General features: G+C 69.9%; 19 protein-coding genes. 15 read left to right on the forward strand and 4 right to left on the reverse strand.

Translation table 11 applies throughout. From position 1 onward, the window contains the following. Window positions 1–816: an inositol monophosphatase family protein gene (locus tag AB0H86_RS30740; RefSeq protein ID WP_362445932.1), complete on the forward strand. Its 816-nt coding sequence runs from the start codon at window positions 1–3 to the stop codon at window positions 814–816. 114 nt (window positions 817–930) lie between these two features. On the opposite strand, the gene AB0H86_RS30745 is transcribed toward AB0H86_RS30740, so the two are convergent. Then, complete coding sequence (locus tag AB0H86_RS30745; RefSeq protein ID WP_362445935.1) at window positions 931–1,104, reverse strand: hypothetical protein; 174 nt, start codon at window positions 1,102–1,104, stop codon at window positions 931–933. Between the two features lie 417 nt (window positions 1,105–1,521). Between AB0H86_RS30745 and AB0H86_RS30750 the strand changes: the two genes are divergently transcribed. From AB0H86_RS30750 to AB0H86_RS30765, 4 genes are all read left to right on the forward strand, one after another. Continuing rightward, on the forward strand, window positions 1,522–2,175 hold the full coding sequence (locus tag AB0H86_RS30750) for a response regulator transcription factor (protein ID WP_362445938.1): 654 nt from the start codon (window positions 1,522–1,524) through the stop codon (window positions 2,173–2,175). A gap of 6 nt (window positions 2,176–2,181) precedes the next feature. After that, a complete protein-coding gene (locus tag AB0H86_RS30755) occupies window positions 2,182–3,432 on the forward strand; it encodes a HAMP domain-containing sensor histidine kinase (RefSeq protein ID WP_362445941.1) in 1,251 nt (416 codons plus the stop codon). Between the two features lie 405 nt (window positions 3,433–3,837). Continuing rightward, complete coding sequence (locus tag AB0H86_RS30760; protein ID WP_005481602.1) at window positions 3,838–4,134, forward strand: DUF4193 domain-containing protein; 297 nt, start codon at window positions 3,838–3,840, stop codon at window positions 4,132–4,134. Window positions 4,135–4,147: 13 nt separating this feature from the next. Next, on the forward strand, window positions 4,148–5,056 hold the full coding sequence (locus AB0H86_RS30765; RefSeq protein ID WP_362445944.1) for a hypothetical protein: 909 nt from the start codon (window positions 4,148–4,150) through the stop codon (window positions 5,054–5,056). 17 nt (window positions 5,057–5,073) lie between these two features. Here the strand turns inward: AB0H86_RS30765 and AB0H86_RS30770 are convergent, their stop codons facing one another. Beyond that, window positions 5,074–5,535: a DUF3093 domain-containing protein gene (locus AB0H86_RS30770; protein ID WP_362445947.1), complete on the reverse strand. Its 462-nt coding sequence runs from the start codon at window positions 5,533–5,535 to the stop codon at window positions 5,074–5,076. A gap of 58 nt (window positions 5,536–5,593) precedes the next feature. On the opposite strand from AB0H86_RS30770, the gene AB0H86_RS30775 reads away from it, so the two are divergent. The 8 genes from AB0H86_RS30775 to AB0H86_RS30810 all read left to right on the forward strand — a co-directional run bounded on the left by AB0H86_RS30775 (window position 5,594) and on the right by AB0H86_RS30810 (window position 13,057). Then, window positions 5,594–6,178 carry a PaaI family thioesterase gene (locus tag AB0H86_RS30775; protein ID WP_362445950.1) on the forward strand — a complete coding sequence of 195 codons (585 nt, stop codon included), beginning with the start codon at window positions 5,594–5,596 and terminating at the stop codon, window positions 6,176–6,178. After that, the gene (dut, locus tag AB0H86_RS30780) at window positions 6,175–6,735 is read left to right on the forward strand and encodes a dUTP diphosphatase (RefSeq protein WP_362445953.1); all 561 of its coding nucleotides are present in this window, start codon (window positions 6,175–6,177) and stop codon (window positions 6,733–6,735) included. Before AB0H86_RS30775 ends, dut begins: the two co-directional genes overlap by 4 nt. A 1-nt stretch (window position 6,736) precedes the next feature. Then, window positions 6,737–7,501 (forward strand): DUF3710 domain-containing protein, encoded by a 765-nt coding sequence (locus AB0H86_RS30785; protein ID WP_362445956.1) that lies wholly within the window; start codon window positions 6,737–6,739, stop codon window positions 7,499–7,501. Window positions 7,502–7,663: 162 nt separating this feature from the next. Beyond that, window positions 7,664–8,356, forward strand: coding sequence for an ABC transporter ATP-binding protein (locus AB0H86_RS30790; protein ID WP_362445958.1), 693 nt, complete (start codon window positions 7,664–7,666; stop codon window positions 8,354–8,356). Window positions 8,357–8,492: 136 nt separating this feature from the next. Then, window positions 8,493–11,039: a sensor histidine kinase KdpD gene (locus AB0H86_RS30795; RefSeq protein ID WP_362445961.1), complete on the forward strand. Its 2,547-nt coding sequence runs from the start codon at window positions 8,493–8,495 to the stop codon at window positions 11,037–11,039. Further along, window positions 11,033–11,764 carry a response regulator gene (locus tag AB0H86_RS30800; protein WP_362445964.1) on the forward strand — a complete coding sequence of 244 codons (732 nt, stop codon included), beginning with the start codon at window positions 11,033–11,035 and terminating at the stop codon, window positions 11,762–11,764. The genes AB0H86_RS30795 and AB0H86_RS30800 overlap by 7 nt, the downstream gene beginning before the upstream one ends. Before the next feature lie 129 nt (window positions 11,765–11,893). Beyond that, window positions 11,894–12,292 carry an OB-fold nucleic acid binding domain-containing protein gene (locus AB0H86_RS30805; protein ID WP_362445967.1) on the forward strand — a complete coding sequence of 133 codons (399 nt, stop codon included), beginning with the start codon at window positions 11,894–11,896 and terminating at the stop codon, window positions 12,290–12,292. 3 nt (window positions 12,293–12,295) lie between these two features. Continuing rightward, the gene (locus AB0H86_RS30810) at window positions 12,296–13,057 is read left to right on the forward strand and encodes a DUF3159 domain-containing protein (RefSeq protein WP_362445970.1); all 762 of its coding nucleotides are present in this window, start codon (window positions 12,296–12,298) and stop codon (window positions 13,055–13,057) included. 119 nt (window positions 13,058–13,176) lie between these two features. Here the strand turns inward: AB0H86_RS30810 and AB0H86_RS30815 are convergent, their stop codons facing one another. Together AB0H86_RS30815 and AB0H86_RS30820 are read right to left on the reverse strand one after the other, a co-directional pair. Further along, window positions 13,177–13,854: a TrkA family potassium uptake protein gene (locus AB0H86_RS30815; protein WP_362445973.1), complete on the reverse strand. Its 678-nt coding sequence runs from the start codon at window positions 13,852–13,854 to the stop codon at window positions 13,177–13,179. Beyond that, the gene (locus tag AB0H86_RS30820) at window positions 13,854–14,525 is read right to left on the reverse strand and encodes a TrkA family potassium uptake protein (protein ID WP_362445976.1); all 672 of its coding nucleotides are present in this window, start codon (window positions 14,523–14,525) and stop codon (window positions 13,854–13,856) included. The genes AB0H86_RS30815 and AB0H86_RS30820 overlap by 1 nt, the downstream gene beginning before the upstream one ends. A 398-nt stretch (window positions 14,526–14,923) precedes the next feature. Here AB0H86_RS30820 and AB0H86_RS30825 point away from each other — a divergent pair, with 398 nt between their 5' ends. Both AB0H86_RS30825 and AB0H86_RS30830 read left to right on the forward strand, forming a co-directional pair. Next, window positions 14,924–16,972 carry an APC family permease gene (locus AB0H86_RS30825; RefSeq protein WP_362445979.1) on the forward strand — a complete coding sequence of 683 codons (2,049 nt, stop codon included), beginning with the start codon at window positions 14,924–14,926 and terminating at the stop codon, window positions 16,970–16,972. A 75-nt stretch (window positions 16,973–17,047) separates the two neighbouring features. Next, window positions 17,048–18,400 carry a class I SAM-dependent RNA methyltransferase gene (locus tag AB0H86_RS30830; RefSeq protein ID WP_362445982.1) on the forward strand — a complete coding sequence of 451 codons (1,353 nt, stop codon included), beginning with the start codon at window positions 17,048–17,050 and terminating at the stop codon, window positions 18,398–18,400. Window positions 18,401–18,878 lie beyond the last annotated feature (478 nt).

Below are 18,878 nucleotides of genomic sequence, written 5' to 3' on the forward strand. Positions count from 1 at the left end.
GTGACTGACCCCCTGCACTCGGACCTGCTCGCCCTCGCCCAGGAGGCAGCCCGCCGCGCCGGCTCGCTGCTGCGGGACGGCCGCCCGGCCGACCTCACGGTCGCCGCGACCAAGTCGAGTCCGATCGACGTGGTCACCGAGATGGACATCGCCGCGGAGAAGCTGATCACCGACCTGATCTCCGAGCAGCGCCCGCACGACGGGTTCCTCGGCGAGGAAGGCGCCTCCACCGAGGGCACCAGTGGGATCCGCTGGGTGATCGACCCCCTCGACGGCACGGTCAACTACCTGTACGGGCTGCCTACTTGGTCCGTGTCCATCGCGGCCGAGCAGGATGGCGAGAGAGTTGTTGGTGTCGTCGTGGCACCGATGCGCGGCGAGACGTTCCACGCGGTACGGGGCGGGGGAGCCTGGGCCACCGGCGGCTGGGACGGCGAGCGCAGGCTGGCCTGCCGCCCGGCACCGCCCCTGGAGCAGGCCCTGGTGTCGACCGGCTTCAACTACGTCACCGAGGTCCGCGTCCACCAGGCCGAGGTCGCCCACAAGCTGATCCCGCTGCTGCGTGACATCCGGCGCGGCGGCTCGGCGGCGATCGACCTGTGCGATGTCGCCGCGGGGCGCCTCGACGGCTACTACGAACGAGGCCTCCACCCCTGGGACCTCGCGGCGGGCGACCTCATCGCCCGTGAGGCGGGCGCCCTGACCGGTGGACGCCCCGGGGAGGGCCCCGCACACGTCCTCACGGTCGCGGGCACCCCCGGAGTCTTCGAGCCCCTCCAGCGCCTACTGGAGGACTTCGGCGCCTGGCACGACTGAGCCGGCCGGTGCCGCCTCGTGGGCGCCCCAGCCGATGATCAGCGGTGAGCAGTCGATGAGCGGGGCCCCGGCGCTGGATTCGCCGGGGCCCCGCTGTCGTGCTGTGCGAGCTGATCAGACGCGCGACGCGCCGACCTCCACACCATGGTCGGCGGCGAGGCGGCGCAGGTCGTCGAGCTCGGCCTGCTCGACCTCGACGAGGAAGTCGTCGCCCTCGTCGCGAGCCCGCGTCAGGTCGGACTCGGTCGCCCTTATGCGCTGCAGAAGTCCTGCGGTGAATGCGTCCATGCTGCGCCCCCTCGTCCTGGGTCGTGGGTCGGTGGCACGGGGGTGTGCCGTTCGGAAGGGGCGATCACGTCTCCAGTGGATGCCCAGCGCCATGCCCGGCCGGGCGGCGACGGTGCCGGACACCCACGCCCACTCTGCGGTAGCGGAACGCGCAGTGCCGCATGGTGGTACGGCACATGCAGAGCGTGATCGCGGGGTGTAAAGCCGTCCTCCCCCCGCTCTCTTCCACGGAAACCTCAACCCGATAAGAAAATCTCGCGTGCCCGAGCCTCACACCTGTCCTTCAGGTCGCGCTCACCCGTCTTACAGCCGACTTATGGCCGAAAAGGGCAGGATGGAGGCCAACACACTCACTGAAACCCCTGCCCGCGTGGGCCCAGAAGCGCTACGCGGGTGGACACAGGAAGGACAAGGGACGTGCGCGTACTCGTCGTCGAGGACGAGCAACTGCTCGCCGATGCGGTGGCCACCGGACTGCGCCGGGAGGCCATGGCCGTCGACGTCGTGTACGACGGTGCGGCCGCCCTGGAACGCATCGGCGTCAACGACTACGACGTGGTCGTTCTGGACCGCGACCTCCCGCTGGTGCACGGCGACGACGTCTGCCGCAAGATCGTCGAACTCGGCATGCCCACCCGCGTGCTGATGCTCACGGCGTCCGGCGATGTCAGCGACCGCGTCGAGGGGCTGGAGATCGGCGCAGACGACTACCTCCCCAAGCCCTTCGCGTTCAGCGAGCTGACGGCACGCGTGCGTGCCCTCGGCCGGCGCACCAGTGTGCCGCTGCCGCCGGTCCTGGAGCGCGCCGGGCTCAAGCTCGACCCGAACCGCCGGGAGGTCTTCAGGGACGGCAAGGAGGTCCAGCTGGCGCCCAAGGAGTTCGCCGTGCTGGAGGTGCTGATGCGCAGCGAGGGCGCGGTGGTCTCCGCCGAGCAGCTCCTGGAGAAGGCCTGGGACGAGAACACGGACCCCTTCACCAACGTCGTGCGCGTCACCGTCATGACCCTGCGCCGTAAGCTGGGCGAGCCGCCTGTCATCGTGACCGTCCCCGGCTCCGGCTACCGGATCTGATCGCCCGTGGCAGCGACCCCGGCGCCTCCGCAGGCGCCCCCGAAGCCCACCTGGGACCCCCGCAGACCGGAGCCCCCCTTCCCGTGGCTGCGCCCGACCATCCGCATACGGCTCACGCTGCTGTACGGCGGGATGTTCCTGATCGCCGGCATCCTGCTGCTGTCGATCATCTATCTGCTGGCCGCGCAGGCCGTGAACACGGGCAACGCACCGCTGTTCAAGATCGTCGACGGTTCGAACATCGGCGTCACCAGTGAGGACTGTCCCGCGGTCAACGGTGTGAACAAGGTCCCGCTCGGCACGTTCAACGCTGCGATCAGCGAGTGCATCGACCACCAGCGGCAGGTCGCCCTGGACAAACTGCTCAGCCGCTCGCTCCTCGCCCTGCTCGGCCTCGCGATCATCGCCTTCGCCTTCGGATACGCCATGGCCGGCCGGGTCCTGTCGCCGCTGGGCCGGATCACCCGCACCGCGCGCGCGGTGGCGGGCTCGGACCTGTCCCGCCGTATCGAGCTGGAAGGCCCGGACGACGAGCTCAAGGAGCTCGCCGACACCTTCGACGACATGCTGGAGCGACTGCAACGGGCGTTCACGGCCCAGCAGCGCTTCGTCGGCAACGCCTCGCACGAGCTGAGAACCCCGCTCGCGATCAACCGCACGCTCCTGGAGGTGCACCTGTCCGATCCGGGCGCGCCGATGGAGCTCCAACAGCTCGGCAAGACGCTGCTGGCCACCAATGAGCGCAGCGAGCAGCTCGTCGAGGGCCTGCTGCTGCTGGCCCGCAGCGACAACCAGATCATCGAGCGCAAACCCGTGGACCTCGCGGAGGTCGCCGAGCAGGCGGTCGACCAGGTGCGCGGTGAGGCCGAGACCAAGGGCGTGCTGATCCGCGGGGAGCAGAAGACCGCGGTCGTCCAGGGCAACGGCGTCCTGCTGGAGCGGATCGCCCTGAACCTCGTACAGAACGCCGTGCGGTACAACGTGCCCGAGGACGGCTGGGTCGAGGTGACGACAGAGATCCAGCACGGCCAGGCACTGCTCGTGGTGTCCAACACGGGTCCGGTGGTGCCGGCGTACGAGATCGACAATCTCTTCGAGCCGTTCAGGCGATTGCGAACGGAACGTACGGGCAGCGACAAGGGTGTGGGCCTGGGGCTGTCCATCGTCCGGTCCGTGGCCCGAGCGCACGGCGGACACATCTCGGCCCGGCCGCGCGAAGGAGGTGGGCTCGTGATGCGGGTGACCCTGCCCGTCTGAGATCATGACCCCCGCACCTGGACCGAGACACGGGGATGTTCGCTTTGCGCGGAATTTTCAAGGCGCTGATCGAGTGCCCTCGTGTGTGATCGATCACAAAGACAATTTCCTGGCCATCGGCTCTCCGTGATCATGAATACGGCCAGAAAGCCGGGAAAATCCGGGTTTTCCGGGGTCCTGGTCACGGGAAGTACACGGTGAGACGCCTTTGGAGTGCGGGATTCGGACCGTGTACGGTCCCGATCGCCATCCAACCCGATCACTCAACAGGAGTCCGGTTGGGTGTCGATTGAGTAACAGACCTTGATGTGAGGCAAAATCTCCGCCTCAGGTCGGGCACAAGTCCGGCCTCTCACGCGTTACGTGCGCTGGAGACACCGAAGACACCCAGAGGGGGAGAGCGACATGGCAACCGACTACGACACCCCACGCAAGACCGACGACGACGTCGACTCGGACAGCCTTGAAGAACTGAAGGCTCGCCGGAACGACAAGTCGACCTCCGCAGTGGATGTCGACGAATTCGAGGCCGCAGAAGGCCTCGAACTGCCCGGCGCGGACCTCTCGAATGAGGAGCTGGCCGTCCGGGTGCTGCCCAAGCAGCAGGACGAGTTCACATGCATGAGCTGCTTCCTGGTGCACCACCGCAGCCAGCTGGCCCGCGAGAAGAACGGTCAGCCGATCTGCCGCGACTGCGACTGAGGACGGGTCGGCCGTGACTGGCTCGACCCCTCCCCGGAAGCGCCGCTTCCTCCCATGGGGAGCGGACTCGGTGCCGTCCGAGGGACGGCACGACGCGCGTGACGACGAGCGGGGCTCATCCGAAAAGGGATCGGCCTCGCTCGAACCGGCGACAGGCCGGGCCGACCTCCCGGCGCCGGTCGAGACCCCCGCGCCCGTCGCACGGCGGCGGGCCGCGGTGATCCGGGACAAGGCCCGGGAAGGCGTCCGCAAGAGCGGCAGCCGCGCCAGAGCGGCGCTGGGGCACCTCGCCGACCGGATCATCGAGATAGCCCCGCGGATCCCCGTACGCGACCTCGCGACGCTCCGCAGGCAGTTCCCCGGGCTCGGGCCCGAGCAGCTCGCGGACAAGCTCGTGGCGGGCGCCGCGAACGCGACGGCGACCGTCGGAGCGGGAATCGGCGCGGCGGCGATGCTGCCGGTGCCGCCCGCGATGCCCACGGAACTGGCTGCCGAGATCACCGGCGTGGCGGCGATCGAGCTGAAGCTGATCGCGGAACTCCACGAGGTCTACGGCTGTCGACCGCCGGGCAATCTGAAACAGCGATCCACCGCGTATGTCGACTCCTGGTCGGGAGAGCGCGGAATCGACGTGACCAAGCCGTCGTCCGTCGGCACCGCGGTGAACAGCCGCATGAAGCAGCAACTGCGGCAGCAGATCATGAAGCGGATGGTGCGTGATCTGCCGAACCTGATGCCGTTCATGGTGGGCGCGACCGTCGGAGCGGTCATGAACCACCGGGACACCAGAAGACTCGCCGGGCGTATCCGGGCCGACCTGCGCAGGACACAGGTGCCGTGGGACGCGCTGCCGGAACTGCCGCCGCTGGAGTCGCCGGCGGATCCACTGGCGATGGGGGACGGACCGAAACAGCTCGGGTGACGCCTCGCCCGGGTGTGCTAGGCCGCCGCCCGCGCGGCCTTCAGCGCCTCCGCCAGCCGCTGCGGCTCACGCGTCGACAGGTACAGGTACGGCGTCGGATCCTCGGGGTCCGTGACCTCCACGCGCAGTGCGGTGGGGATGTAGGCGCGCAGCAGCAGGAAAGCCCGGGTGTCGGCCTTGTACGTGCGCCAGGCGCTCGCCTCCGCCGCGTCCAGGACCTCCGCCTCGCCCAGCGCCGACACCGGGATCTTCGCCTCGCCCGCGATCAGGAAGCCGCCCTGGACCCGGATGCGCAGCGAGCCGTACGCGCTGGCCACGACGGCCGCCGCGGCGGTGCCGCCGACCAGGCCGCCGAGCATCGGCAGCGTGCCGAAGGGCAGCAGGACCAGGGCCATCGAGACCCCGACCAAGAAGGAGATCAACCACCAGGTGCGGGGGGTGGTGAGGCGTTCTTCGTACGGGGCGGCAGAGAGCTGCATGAAGCCAAGCTTGGCACGGTGTCGGGATCGCGCCGACGCGCGGGTAAGGTCTGCGGCTGTGAGTCGTACTTCCGCTGCCGTCGAGCCGCCGGCCGACGCCGTGAGACCGGTGCGTCATCCTGACGCGCCCGCGCCCGGTGAGCTGCTCGGCGAGCACTACGGCCAGTGCTTCGGCTGCGGCGGCGAGCAGCCCCACGGACTGCACGTCCAGACGCGGGCCGGCGAGGGAGTGACGGTGACCGCCGAGTTCACCGTGCGCCCCGAGCACCAGGGAGCCCCGGGCCTCGCGCACGGCGGGGTGCTCGTGAGCGCCCTGGACGAGACCCTCGGCTCCCTGAACTGGCTGCTGCGGACGATCGCCGTGACCGGGCGGCTGGAGACCGACTTCGTGCGGCCGGTCCCGGTGGACACCGTGCTGCACCTGGAGGCCGAGGTGACGGCCGTGGCCGGGCGGAAGATCTACTCCGCCGCCACCGGTCGGATCGGTGGCCCCGACGGTCCCGTCGCCATCCGTGCCGACGCCCTGTTCGTCGAGGTGAAGGTCGACCACTTCATCGACAACGGCCGCCCGGAGGAGATCCGGGCCGCCATGAACGACCCGGACCAGACCCGGCGATCCCGTGCCTTCGAGGTGAACCCGTGAGCCGTGAGCCCCGTCAAGAACTCGCCGTGCTCATCCGGCGCGTCGACCCCGACGTACCGCTTCCGACGTACGCGCACCCCGGTGACGCGGGAGCCGATCTGCGCACTACCGAGAGCTGTGAACTGAAGCCGGGCGAGCGGGTCGTGCTGCCCACCGGAGTGTCTGTGGCGCTCCCGGAGGGGTACGCGGCCTTCGTGCACCCGCGTTCCGGTCTGGCCGCCCGCTGCGGTGTCGCTCTCGTGAATGCCCCGGGGACGGTTGATGCCGGGTACCGTGGGGAGATCAAGGTGATCGTGGTGAATCTCGACCCGCGCGAGTCCGTGCGGTTCGAGCGCTTCGACCGGATTGCCCAACTGGTCGTCCAGCAGGTCGAGAGGGTCCGCTTCCAGGAGGTCGCGGAGCTTCCCGACTCGGCACGGGCCGAGGGGGGCTTCGGGTCCACCGGAGGCCATGCCGCGGTGGACGACGGGAGCGGCACAAGTGGTCATGCCGCCGTGGGCGGCGCGACGGGTGGGAATCGATACGCTTCGGTCGTATCCGACCGGGAAGGACAGTGACGTGTTCGGACGTCGCAAGAAGAAGGGTGCCGCCGAGGACGCGGCCGGCGAGGCCGAGCAGGTCGTCGACAGTGTCGACGCTGAGGCGGACGAGACAGAGGGCACGCGTGAGCGCGTGCGGCTCGAACCGGAGCCGCGGCCGGACGGGCCGTGGGACAGCTCCGAGGTCCGTGACCCGGCCGAGGGCCGGGTGGACCTGGGCGGTCTGTTCGTGCCGGGTGTCGAAGGCATGGAGCTGCGGGTGGAGGTCGCGGGCGACGCGATCGTCGCGGCGACCGTCGTGCTGCGCGACAGCGCCATCCAGCTGCAGGCTTTCGCCGCGCCCAAGCGCGAGGGCATCTGGGGCGAGGTGCGCGAGGAGATCGGTTCCGGCATCACCCAGCAGGGCGGCATCGTCGACGAGGTCGAGGGTCCGCTGGGCTGGGAGCTGCGTGCGCAGGTACCGGTGCAGCTGCCGGACGGCACCGGCGGTTTCCAGGTGGTGCGGTTCGTCGGTGTGGACGGCGCCCGCTGGTTCCTGCGCGGAGTGATCTCGGGCCAGGGCGCGGTGCAGCCGCAGGCGGCCGGCCTGCTGGAGCAGATCTTCCGGGACACGGTCGTGGTCCGCGGCGAGGGCCCGATGGCGCCCCGTGACCCGATCGTCCTGAAGCTGCCGAACGACGCCCAGATGGTTCCCGAGGGCGTCCAGCAGGAGGAGGAAGGGTCCCGCTTCTCCGGCGGCATGGGACAGCTCCAGCGCGGCCCGGAGATCACCGAGGTGCGCTGAGCGTTGTAGGGCCACGTCGTTGGCCCGTCGTCAAGCAGAGGAGGGCCGCATCCCCGAAGCCGGGGATGCGGCCCTTTTCGTGCGGGAACCGTGAGCTGTCCCGAAGCGTTCAAGTGCCGGGCGGTGCCTGTGAGAATGGCGCCGGCACACGGGGGAGGACGCATGACTCAGGTGGTCACCGAGACCATGGTGCGGGTGGAGAACGTCCACCGGACGTTCGGCGAGGGGGCAGGGGCCGTCCACGCGCTGCGCGGGGTGTCCTTCGAGGTGCCGCGCGGTGAACTCGTCGCCCTCAAGGGGCGATCCGGGTCCGGCAAGACCACGCTCCTGAACATCGTCGGCGGGCTCGACGCGCCCGACGAGGGCCGGGTCTCGGTCGACGGGCTCGACCTCGCGGAACTGGGCGAGGACGATCTCCTCGCGCTGCGCCGGGACCGCGTCGGCTTCGTCTTCCAGTCCTTCGGGCTCATCCCGATCCTCACGGCCGCCGAGAATGTGGGCGTGCCACTGCGGCTGCGCCGGGCCGAGGTGCGCGAGCGCGAGGAGCGCGTCGAGCTGCTGCTGTCCCTGGTGGGGCTCTCCGGGCACGCCGGACAACGACCCGGTGAACTGTCCGGCGGCCAGCAGCAGCGGGTGGCCATAGCCCGGGCCCTCGCCAACAGTCCCTCGCTCCTCGTCGCCGACGAGCCGACCGGTCAGCTGGACGCGGAGACCGGTCACTCCGTGATGGAGCTGCTGCGGGCCGTCGTACACAGCGAGCGGGTCACCGCGCTGGTCGCGACGCACGACGCGAACCTGCTGGACCTCGCCGACCGGGTGCTGGAGCTGCGCGACGGGGAGATCGTCCAGGGGTGACCCCTCCCCGCCGGGGTCGGGCGTCAGGGTTGCGTCAAAGACGGCTGTCGGTCCACCCCCGGGCCCTATTTGTCGCGATTATTGGCCGTAAGGTCGACGCTGCGCAGTCAGCGGGGACCCGGAAGACAATGAGGCCATGGGACGCGGCAAGCTTCGGATCTACCTCGGTGCGGCACCGGGCGTCGGCAAGACCTACGCGATGCTGTCCGAGGCGCACCGCCGTGTCGAACGAGGTACGGACTGCGTGGTCGCCTTCGTGGAGCACTACGACCGGCCACGCACCGAGGTGATGCTGCACGGCCTGGAGCAGATCCCGCGCGGGGAGCTGGAGTACCGCGGCGGGTCGTTCACGGAGATGGACGTCGACGCCGTCCTCGCCAGACGGCCCGAGGTCGCTCTCGTGGACGAACTCGCCCACACCAACATCCCCGGCTCCCGCAACACCAAGCGCTGGCAGGACGTGGCGGAGCTGCTGGCTGCCGGGATCGACGTGGTCAGCACCGTCAACATCCAGCACCTGGAGTCGCTGGGGGACGTCGTCGAGTCGATAACGGGCGTACGGCAGCAGGAGACCGTGCCGGACGAGGTGGTGCGACGGGCGGACCAGATCGAGCTGGTCGACATGTCGCCGCAGGCGCTGCGCCGCCGGATGGCGCACGGCAACATCTATCAGCCGGACAAGGTCGACGCCGCCCTGTCGAACTACTTCCGGCCCGGGAACCTCACCGCTCTGCGGGAACTGGCGCTGCTGTGGGTGGCCGACCGGGTCGACGAGTACCTCAAGCAGTACCGAAGCGAGCACCGAGTCTCGAAGATCTGGGGCTCACGCGAGCGGATCGTGGTCGGGCTGACCGGCGGCCCCGAGGGGCGGACGCTGATCCGCCGCGCCGCACGGCTCGCGGAGAAGGGCGCCGGCGGCGAGGTACTGGCGGTCTACATAGCCCGCAGCGACGGGCTGACCTCGGCCTCACCCAAGGAACTCGCCGTGCAGCGCACGCTCGTCGAGGACCTGGGCGGCACCTTCCACCACGTGGTGGGCGACGACATACCGGCCGCGCTGCTGGACTTCGCACGCGGTGTGAACGCCACCCAGATCATCCTCGGCTCCTCGCGCCGCAAGACCTGGCAGTACGTCTTCGGACCGGGCGTCGGCGCCACCGTGGCCCGTGAGTCGGGACCCGACCTCGACGTGCACATCGTCACCCACGAGGAGGTCGCCAAGGGGCGCGGACTGCCCGTGACCCGGGGCGCGCGCCTCGGCCGGGCCCGGATCCTGTGGGGCTGGCTGGTCGGCGTGGGCGGCCCGGCGGCCATGGCGTTCCTGCTCAACACGGTGGACCTCGGCCTCGCCAACGACATGCTGCTGTTCCTCGCGGTGACGGTGGCCGCCGCCCTGCTCGGCGGGCTGCTCCCGGCGCTGGCCTCGGCCGCGGTCGGATCCCTGCTGCTCAACTACTTCTACACACCGCCCCTGCACCGCTGGACCATCGCCGACCCGAAGAACATCGTCGCCATCGTGATCTTCGTGGGCGTCGGCATCTCGGTGGCCTCCGTCGTCGACCTGGCCGCCCGCCGCACCCACCAGGCGGCCAGACTGCGGGCCGAGTCGGAGATCCTGTCCTTCCTCGCGGGCAACGTGCTGCGCGGCGAGACCGGCCTGGAGGAGCTCCTGGAGCGGGTCAGGGAGACCTTCGGCATGGAGTCGGCGGCCCTCCTGGAACGGGCCGGCGACGTCGACCCGTGGATCTGCGCGGGCCGGGTCGGCCTCGGACGGCCCGTTGAGCGGCCCGAGGACGCGGACGTCGATGTTCCGGTCGGGGACCACCTGGCGCTCGCGCTGACCGGCAGGGTGCTGCCCGCGGAGGACCGCCGAGTGCTGGCCGCCTTCGCCGCCCAGGCGGCCGTCGTGCTCGACCGCAGCAGGCTCCAGGAGGAGGCCGACCGGGCGCGGGCGCTCGCCGAGGGCAACCGGATCCGGACCGCGCTGCTGGCCGCCGTCAGCCATGACCTGCGTACACCGCTGGCCGCGATCAAGGCGGCCGTGTCGTCACTCCGGTCCCACGACGTGGCGTGGTCCGAGGAGGACCAGGCCGAGCTGCTGGAGGGCATCGAGGACGGCGCCGACCGACTCGACCACCTGGTGGGCAACCTGCTGGACATGTCCCGCCTGCAGACCGGCACGGTCGCCCCGCTGATCCGGGAGATCTACCTCGACGAGGTGGTGCCGATGGCGCTCGGCGGGGTGCCCGAGGGCAGCGCCGACCTGGACATCCCGGAGACGCTGCCCATGGTCGCGGTGGATCCCGGGCTGCTGGAGCGGTCGGTGGCCAACCTGGTGGAGAACGGCGTCAAATACAGCCCGGCCGGCCGGACCGTCCTGGTGTCCGCCAGCGCGATCGCGGAGCGGGTCGAGGTCCGGGTGGTCGACCGCGGGCCGGGAGTCCCGGACACGGCCAAGGAACGTATATTCGAGCCCTTCCAGCGTTACGGCGACGCCCCGCGCGGGGCCGGCGTGGGACTGGGTCTCGCCGTGGCACGCGGTTTCGCGGAGGCCATGGGAGGCACTCTCGACGCCGAGGACACACCCGGGGGCGGCCTGACCATGGTGCTCACGCTCCGGGCGGCCAAAACGCCCCCGGCGCCTCTCCAGCCGGTGGAACCAGAAAGGCGGGCCACATGGTGAGTCCGACCGGGGGGACTCCCCAGGCCCCCACGAGCCAGACCCCCACGAGGGTGTTGGTCATCGACGACGAGCCGCAGATCGTGCGCGCCCTCGTGATCAACCTCAAGGCGCGTCAGTACGAGGTCGACGCGGCGTACGACGGAGCAACCGCCCTCCAGGTCGCCGCCGCCCGCCACCCGGACGTGGTGGTGCTCGACCTGGGCCTGCCCGACATGGACGGCGTCGAGGTGATCAAGGGCCTGCGCGGCTGGACCCGGGTGCCGATCCTGGTGCTGTCCGCCCGGCACTCCTCCGACGAGAAGGTCGAGGCGCTGGACGCGGGCGCCGACGACTACGTCACCAAGCCCTTCGGCATGGACGAGCTGCTGGCCAGGCTGCGGGCCGCCGTCCGGCGCGCCGAGCCCAACGGGGGCGGCGAGGACGAGGCGCTGGTGGAGACCGACGAGTTCACCGTCGACCTGGCCGCGAAGAAGGTCCAGCGGCATGGCAGGGACGTCCGGCTGACGCCCACGGAGTGGCATCTGTTGGAGGTACTGGTGCGCAACGACGGCCGTCTGGTCAGCCAGAAACAGCTGCTGCGGGAGGTGTGGGGGCCGTCGTACGGGACGGAGACCAACTATCTGCGGGTCTACATGGCCCAGCTGCGCAGGAAGCTGGAGGCGGACCCGTCGCATCCGAAGCACTTCATCACGGAGCCGGGGATGGGATACCGGTTCGAGAAGTGAGCCGTGAGTGGGCCGGGGGTCCGGGGGTTGTCCCCCGGGGGACGCATCACGGAGCGGGGGATGGGCTACCGGTTCGAGGGCTGGGGCCGCGGGTACGTAGCTGTCGGTGAGCCCCGGTACGCTTCAGATATGAGTCCTGTTCCTCGTTCCGAGAAGCCCGTGGGCCGGTTCCGGCGCATGCTCGACCGGCTTTCCTCGTCGCAGGAGGACCTCGAGTCCGAGGAGCTGCGGGAGGATGCCGCGACCGCCGGTTGTACGCGGATCGGTGACTGCCACGACCGCCAGGTCGTCACGGTTACTGGTACCTTGCGCACGGTCACTCTGCGGCCGCGCGCGGGAGTTCCCGCCCTGGAGGCCGAGTTGTTCGACGGCTCCGCCGCCCTGGACGTGGTGTGGCTCGGCAGGCGCTCCATAGTGGGCATAGAGCCGGGCCGCAAGCTGATCGCCTCCGGTCGGATCTCGATGAGCCGGGGCCGCCGTGTGCTGTTCAACCCGAAATACGAACTGAGACCCCTCGGTAGGGAGTAGCCGGTGACGTCGCTCGACAAGCCGACCCAAGACACGGAGCAGGACGCCCGGGCGGTGACGGAGGCCGCGCTGTTCGAGGCATTCGGCGGCGTGCGGGGCATGGTCGAGACGGTGCTGCCCGGCCTGCTGTTCGTCACCATCTACACGATCAACAAGGACCTGCACCTGTCGGCGATCGCCGCGCTCGGTGTGTCCCTGCTGCTGGTCGTGGTCCGCCTGGTGATGCGGGACACCGTCAAGCACGCCTTCAGCGGCGTCTTCGGCGTGGCCTTCGGCGTCGTCTTCGCGATGATGACCGGCAACGCCAAGGACTTCTATCTGCCCGGCATGCTCTACACGCTGGGCCTCGGGCTGGCGTACATCATCACCACGCTGTGCGGCGTGCCGCTGATCGGGCTCATCCTCGGGCCCGTCTTCAAGGAGAACCTCTCCTGGCGCACCCGCAACCCGGGGCGCAAGAAGGCCTACCAGAAGGCCAGTTGGGCCTGGGGACTGATCCTCCTCTCCAAGTGCGCGATTCTCTTCCCGCTGTACTGGTGGGCCGACACGACGCAGCTCGGCTGGGTGCTGATCGCCCTGAAGATCCCGCCGTTCCTGTTGGCCGTCTACCTGACCTGGGTCTTCCTGGCGAAGGCGCCTGCTCCCATCGACGTGTTCGCGGAGATGGAGGCGGCGGAGAAGGCCGAGGAGGAGAAGGCCGAGGAGGAGAGGGCCGCCGCCGCGGGGAACGAGTCGAGCGCTGGGCGGCACCGTCGGGAGGCGTAGCTCCGGGCGTTGAGTCGGGATGAGTCGAAAAGGGCGCCCTGAGTTCTCAGGGCGCCCTTCCTCGTCGTCACCCTCGTCGTCACCCCGAAGGGCTCAGCTCGGCACGACAGCTTGGCGCGTCAGCTCGGCGCTTCCTCCCGGCGGACCGACAGCAGGTCCTCCAGCTGTTCCTCGCGGGCCTGGGCGGCCACGAAAAGGAGTTCGTCGCCCGCCTCCAGGGAGTCGTCCTGGGTCGGGGTGAGGACTCGGGTGCCGCGGATGATGGTGACCAGGGAGGTGTCCTCCGGCCACTCCACGTCGCCCACCTGCGTGCCGGCCAGGGCCGACTCCTCGGGCAGGGTCAGTTCGACGAGGTTCGCGTCGCCGTGGCTGAAGCGGAGCAGGCGGACCAGGTCGCCGACGCTGACCGCCTCCTCCACCAGGGCCGACATCAGGCGGGGGGTCGACACGGCGACGTCCACGCCCCAGGACTCGTTGAACAGCCACTCGTTCTTCGGGTTGTTCACGCGGGCGACGACACGCGGGACGCCGTACTCCGTCTTCGCCAGCAGGGAGACGACCAGGTTGACCTTGTCGTCGCCGGTCGCGGCGATCACGACGTTGCAGCGCTGGAGCGCCGCCTCGTCCAGGGACGTGATCTCGCAGGCGTCGGCGAGCAGCCACTCCGCCTGCGGGACGCGCTCGACCGAGATGGCGGTCGGCGCCTTGTCGATGAGAAGGACCTCGTGGCCGTTCTCCAGCAGTTCGCCCGCGATCGAGCGACCGACCGCGCCGGCACCGGCAATGGCGACCCTCATCAGTGACCGCCCTCCTCTTCGGGACCCTTGGCGAACGCCGCCTCGACCTTGTCGACCTCGTCGGTACGCATCATCACGTGCACCAGGTCGCCCTCCTGCAGCACCGTCTGCGAGGTGGGCAGGATCGCCTCGCCGAGCCGGGTCAGGAACCCGACGCGCACCCCGGTCTCCTCCTGGAGACGGCTGATCCGCTGGCCCACCCAGGACGAGGAGGTGTGCACCTCGGCGAGCTGGACACCACCGGTCGGATCACGCCACAGCGGCTCCGCGCCCGAGGGCAGCAGCCGGCGCAGCATCTGATCGGCGGTCCAGCGGACGGTGGCCACGGTCGGGATGCCGAGGCGCTGGTAGACCTCGGCACGCCGGGGGTCGTAGATCCGGGCCGCGACGTTCTCGATACCGAACATCTCGCGAGCCACACGCGCGGCGATGATGTTCGAGTTGTCGCCGCTGGAGACCGCGGCGAACGCCCCGGCCTCCTCGATGCCCGCCTCGCGCAGGGTGTCCTGGTCGAAGCCGACGCCGGTGACGCGGCGGCCCCCGAACCCGGAGCCCAGTCGTCGGAAGGCGGTGGGGTCCTGGTCGATCACGGCGACCGTGTGCCCCTGTTGCTCCAGGGTCTGGGCGAGAGCGGAACCCACTCTCCCGCAGCCCATGATGACGATGTGCACGACCGTCCTTCCGATGTCAAGAGTTACTGCTCAGCCACATCAGGGTCTCAGACAGAGGCCCAAGCTACACACGCGCGGTAGGACGGCGGCACCCCCCTGCACGGTTGCCGCTGTCCCACCTTTCCGTTTCGGGGGGCGGTTCAGCGGCGGCTGATGCTGCGGACGCTCGCCAAGGTCAGGATGCCGAGGCCGACGAGGGTGGCCGCGGCGCCGATCAGCTCTGCGGTCGCGTGCATGGAACCTCCGAGGGGGCGGTGACAGGCGGGATTTGTCATATAGACATGGGGACCGCCGCGGGTGCGGAATCCGCAGCGTGCGCCCACCTCCAATTCACCCAGGAGGCAGAAGGGGGGTGGCGGGTGGGCGACCTCGTGTTCGAAGGCCTACGATCCTCTGTTGTGTCCAAACTGACCGACGTGCCCAAACGGATTCTGATCGGGCGCGCATTGCGCAGTGATCGGCTCGGGGAAACGCTCCTGCCGAAGCGCATCGCCCTCCCCGTCTTCGCCTCCGACCCGCTGTCCTCTGTGGCGTACGCGCCGGGAGAGGTGCTGCTGGTCCTGTCCATCGCGGGCGTGTCGGCGTACCACTTCAGCCCCTGGATCGCCCTGGCGGTCGTGGTGCTGATGTTCACCGTGGTCGCCTCCTACCGGCAGAACGTGCACGCCTACCCGAGCGGCGGCGGCGACTACGAGGTGGCCAACACCAACCTCGGACCCAAGGCCGGCCTCACGGTCGCCAGCGCGCTGCTGGTGGACTACGTCCTGACCGTCGCGGTCTCCATCGCCTCCGGCATCGAGAACCTCGGCTCCGCCATCCCCTTCGTGGTCGAGCACAAGGTGCTCTGCGCGGTCGGGGTGATCGTGCTGCTGACCCTGATGAACCTGCGCGGCGTACGGGAGTCGGGCACGCTGTTCGCGATCCCGACGTACGTCTTCGTCACGGGCGTCTTCCTCATGATCGCGTGGGGTGCGTTCCGCGGGCTGGTGCTCGACGACACCATGCGGGCACCGACGGCCGACTACCAGATCAAGCCCGAGCACCAGGGCCTGGCCGGTTTCGCCCTGGTCTTCCTGCTGCTGCGGGCCTTCTCCTCCGGCTGTGCCGCGCTCACCGGCGTCGAGGCGATCTCCAACGGTGTCCCGGCGTTCCGCAAGCCCAAGTCGAAGAACGCGGCGACCACGCTCGCCGCGATGGGTCTGCTCGCCGTCACCATGTTCTGCGGCATCATCGCGCTGGCCGCGGTGACCAAGGTCCGCATGGCCGAGAACCCGGCCAGCGACCTCATCCACGACGGCAGCCCGCTCGGCGCCGGCTATGTGCAGAACCCGGTGATCTCCCAGGTCGCCGAGGCGGTCTTCGGCAAGGGCAGCTTCCTGTTCATCGTCCTCGCCGCCGCCACCGCGCTGGTGCTGTTCCTGGCCGCCAACACCGCGTACAACGGTTTCCCGCTGCTCGGCTCGATCCTCGCCCAGGACCGCTACCTGCCCCGCCAGCTGCACACCCGAGGTGACCGCCTCGCCTTCTCCAACGGCATCGTGCTGCTGGCGGGCACGGCCATGCTCCTCGTCGTCATCTACGGCGCCGACTCGACCCGGCTGATCCAGCTCTACATCGTCGGCGTGTTCGTGTCGTTCACGCTCAGCCAGACCGGCATGGTCCGCCACTGGAACCGCCATCTGGCCACCGAGAAGGACGAGGCCCAACGCCGTCACATGGTCCGCTCCCGGGCGATCAACGCCTTCGGTGCCTTCTTCACCGGCCTGGTGCTGGTCGTCGTCCTCGTCACCAAGTTCACCCACGGCGCGTGGGTCGCGCTGCTCGGCATGGTGATCTTCTACGCGACGATGACGGCGATCCGTAAGCACTACGACCGGGTGGCCGAGGAGATCGCCGCTCCCGAGGGCCCGAGCGACGACATGGTCCGGCCGTCCCGGGTGCACTCGGTCGTCCTGATCTCCAAGATCCACCGGCCGACGCTGCGGGCACTGGCGTACGCCAAGTTGCTGCGCTCGGACACCCTGGAGGCGCTCAGCGTCAACGTCGACCCGGCGGAGACCAAGGCGCTGCGCGAGGAGTGGGAACGGCGCGGGATCGACGTACCGCTGAAGGTGCTGGACTCGCCGTACCGCGAGATCACCCGTCCGGTCATCGAGTACGTGAAGAGCCTGCGCAAGGAGTCGCCGCGGGACGCGGTGTCCGTGATCATCCCCGAGTACGTGGTCGGACACTGGTACGAGCATCTGCTGCACAACCAGAGCGCGCTCAGGCTCAAGGGCCGGCTGCTGTTCACGCCGGGGATCATGGTGACGTCGGTGCCCTACCAGTTGGAGTCCTCCGAGGCCGCCAGGAAGCGGGCGCGCAAGCGGCAGGAGTGGAGCGCGCCGGGTGCGGTGCGGCGCGGGCCGGCGCATGAGCGGCCGAAGGAGCCGAGCGCGAAGGACTGACCCGCGACCTGGGCACGTAGACTGGTCGGCTGTTGTCCGGCTGTATCTCTCTTGACGTTGTGGAGTCACCCCGCCATGCAGGCAGAACCGAACAAACCGCAGGCGGGCTCGTCGGCGGTGTCGCTGGTGGGGGAGGAGTACGAGGTCGAGATCGGCCCCGTCGCCCACGGCGGTCACTGCATCGCCCGCACGGACGCGGGCCAGGTGCTGTTCGTCCGGCACACGCTGCCCGGTGAGCGGGTCGTGGCGCGGGTGACCGAGGGCGAGGAGGGCGCGCGGTTCCTGCGGGCGGACGCGGTGTCGGTGATCACGGCCTCCAAGGACCGGATCGAGGCGCCCTGCCCCTACGCCGGCCCCGGCCGCTGCGGCGGCTGCGACTGGCAGCACGCCAAGCCCGGCGCCCAGCGTCGACTCAAGGGCGAGGTCGTCGCCGAGCAGCTGCAGCGCCTCGCCGGTCTCACTCCCGAGGAGGCCGGCTGGGACGGCACCGTGATGCCGGCCGAGGGCGACAAGCTGCCCGCCGGTGAGGTTCCCGCGTGGCGCACGCGTGTGCAGTACGCGGTGGACGAGGACGGCAACGCCGGTCTGCGCCGCCACCGTTCGCACGAGGTCGAGCCGATCGAGCACTGCATGATCGCCGCGCCCGGAGTCTCCGAACTGGGTGTCGAGGAGCGCGACTGGTCCGGCATGGAGTCGGTCGAGGCCATCGCGGCGACGGGCTCGCAGGACCGCATGGTGATCCTCGAACCGAGGCCCGGTGCCCGGCTGCCGCTCGTCGAACTCGGCAAGCCCGTCTCCGTCATGCGCGTCGAGGAGCACGACGGCGGCATCCACCGCGTCCACGGCCGGGCGTTCGTGCGCGAGCGCGCCGACGGCAGGACGCATCGCGTCGGCAGCGGCGGCTTCTGGCAGGTTCACCCGCAGGCCGCGGACACCCTCGTCAAGGCGGTCATGCAGGGCCTGTTGCCGCGCAAGGGCGACATGGCGCTGGACCTGTACTGCGGCGTCGGACTCTTCGCCGGCGCCCTCGCCGATCGCCTCGGCGAGAAGGGCGCGGTCCTCGGCATCGAGTCCGGCAAGCGCGCCGTCGAGGACGCCCGGCACAACCTCGCCGCCTTCGAGCGCGTACGCATCGAACAGGGCAAGGTCGAGTCGGTCCTCCCCCGCACCGGCATCACCGAGGTCGACCTCATCGTCCTGGACCCGCCGCGCGCGGGCGCCGGCAAGAAGACGGTCGAGCACCTGGCGTCACTGGGCGCCCGCCGCATCGCCTACGTGGCATGCGACCCGGCGGCGCTGGCGCGGGATCTGGGGTACTTCCGGGACGGCGGCTACAAGGTGCGGACGCTGCGGGCGTTCGATCTGTTTCCGATGACGTCGCACGTGGAGTGCGTGGCTATTTTGGAGCCTGCGGACAAGGGTGTCTGACCTGCTGTTTTGTGGTCCGGGTGGGTCGCTCGACCTGTTTCCCTCTGTGTAGCGGGTCGGGCGGACGCACTGCTTGTTCAAACTCGCCTGACCTGCGGTTACAGGGTGTGGCGGGGTTCGTACGCCTGATGCCGGCGACGTGCATTCATCACTCTTGACGCTCGAATGACGCTCGGTTCGTGAGACTGAAGCAGGGTCGCGTTGCTTGGCCCGCCAGGGGCGAGTGGGGCCGGCAGGTTGCCCTCGTTCGCGACGCGTCGGCGTGACTGTCGCCCACGAGGGACAGCCGACAGCCGGCTTACGCAAAGGGCGCAAGCCGGTGATCGGTCGTAACTTCCCCCGGCCCCCATCGGTGACGACGGAGCGCATGCCGGAGGAGTCTCATAGCCACTCCCGGGCCGCCCGGTCGCGGACGCCCAGGACGTCACCCGCATGGACCGGTGCGACTCGGTGCGCGGCCCGTCCTGGGTGCTCCGAT

It is taken from the genome of Streptomyces sp. NPDC050997, from assembly GCF_040660135.1.
Lineage (GTDB): Bacteria > Actinomycetota > Actinomycetes > Streptomycetales > Streptomycetaceae > Streptomyces.

What these genes read in the sequence shown, in the direction of transcription:
- AB0H86_RS30770 (WP_362445947.1), bottom strand. Translation starts at nt 5,535, where the DNA reads ATGCAGCTCTCTGCCGCCCCGTACGAAGAACGCCTCACCACCCCCCGC.
- AB0H86_RS30830 (WP_362445982.1), top strand. Translation starts at nt 17,048, where the DNA reads ATGCAGGCAGAACCGAACAAACCGCAGGCGGGCTCGTCGGCGGTGTCG.
- AB0H86_RS30760 (WP_005481602.1), top strand. Translation starts at nt 3,838, where the DNA reads ATGGCAACCGACTACGACACCCCACGCAAGACCGACGACGACGTCGAC.
- AB0H86_RS30795 (WP_362445961.1), top strand. Translation starts at nt 8,493, where the DNA reads ATGGGACGCGGCAAGCTTCGGATCTACCTCGGTGCGGCACCGGGCGTC.
- AB0H86_RS30790 (WP_362445958.1), top strand. Translation starts at nt 7,664, where the DNA reads ATGACTCAGGTGGTCACCGAGACCATGGTGCGGGTGGAGAACGTCCAC.
- AB0H86_RS30800 (WP_362445964.1), top strand. Translation starts at nt 11,033, where the DNA reads ATGGTGAGTCCGACCGGGGGGACTCCCCAGGCCCCCACGAGCCAGACC.
- AB0H86_RS30745 (WP_362445935.1), bottom strand. Translation starts at nt 1,104, where the DNA reads ATGGACGCATTCACCGCAGGACTTCTGCAGCGCATAAGGGCGACCGAG.
- AB0H86_RS30805 (WP_362445967.1), top strand. Translation starts at nt 11,894, where the DNA reads ATGAGTCCTGTTCCTCGTTCCGAGAAGCCCGTGGGCCGGTTCCGGCGC.
- AB0H86_RS30815 (WP_362445973.1), bottom strand. Translation starts at nt 13,854, where the DNA reads ATGAGGGTCGCCATTGCCGGTGCCGGCGCGGTCGGTCGCTCGATCGCG.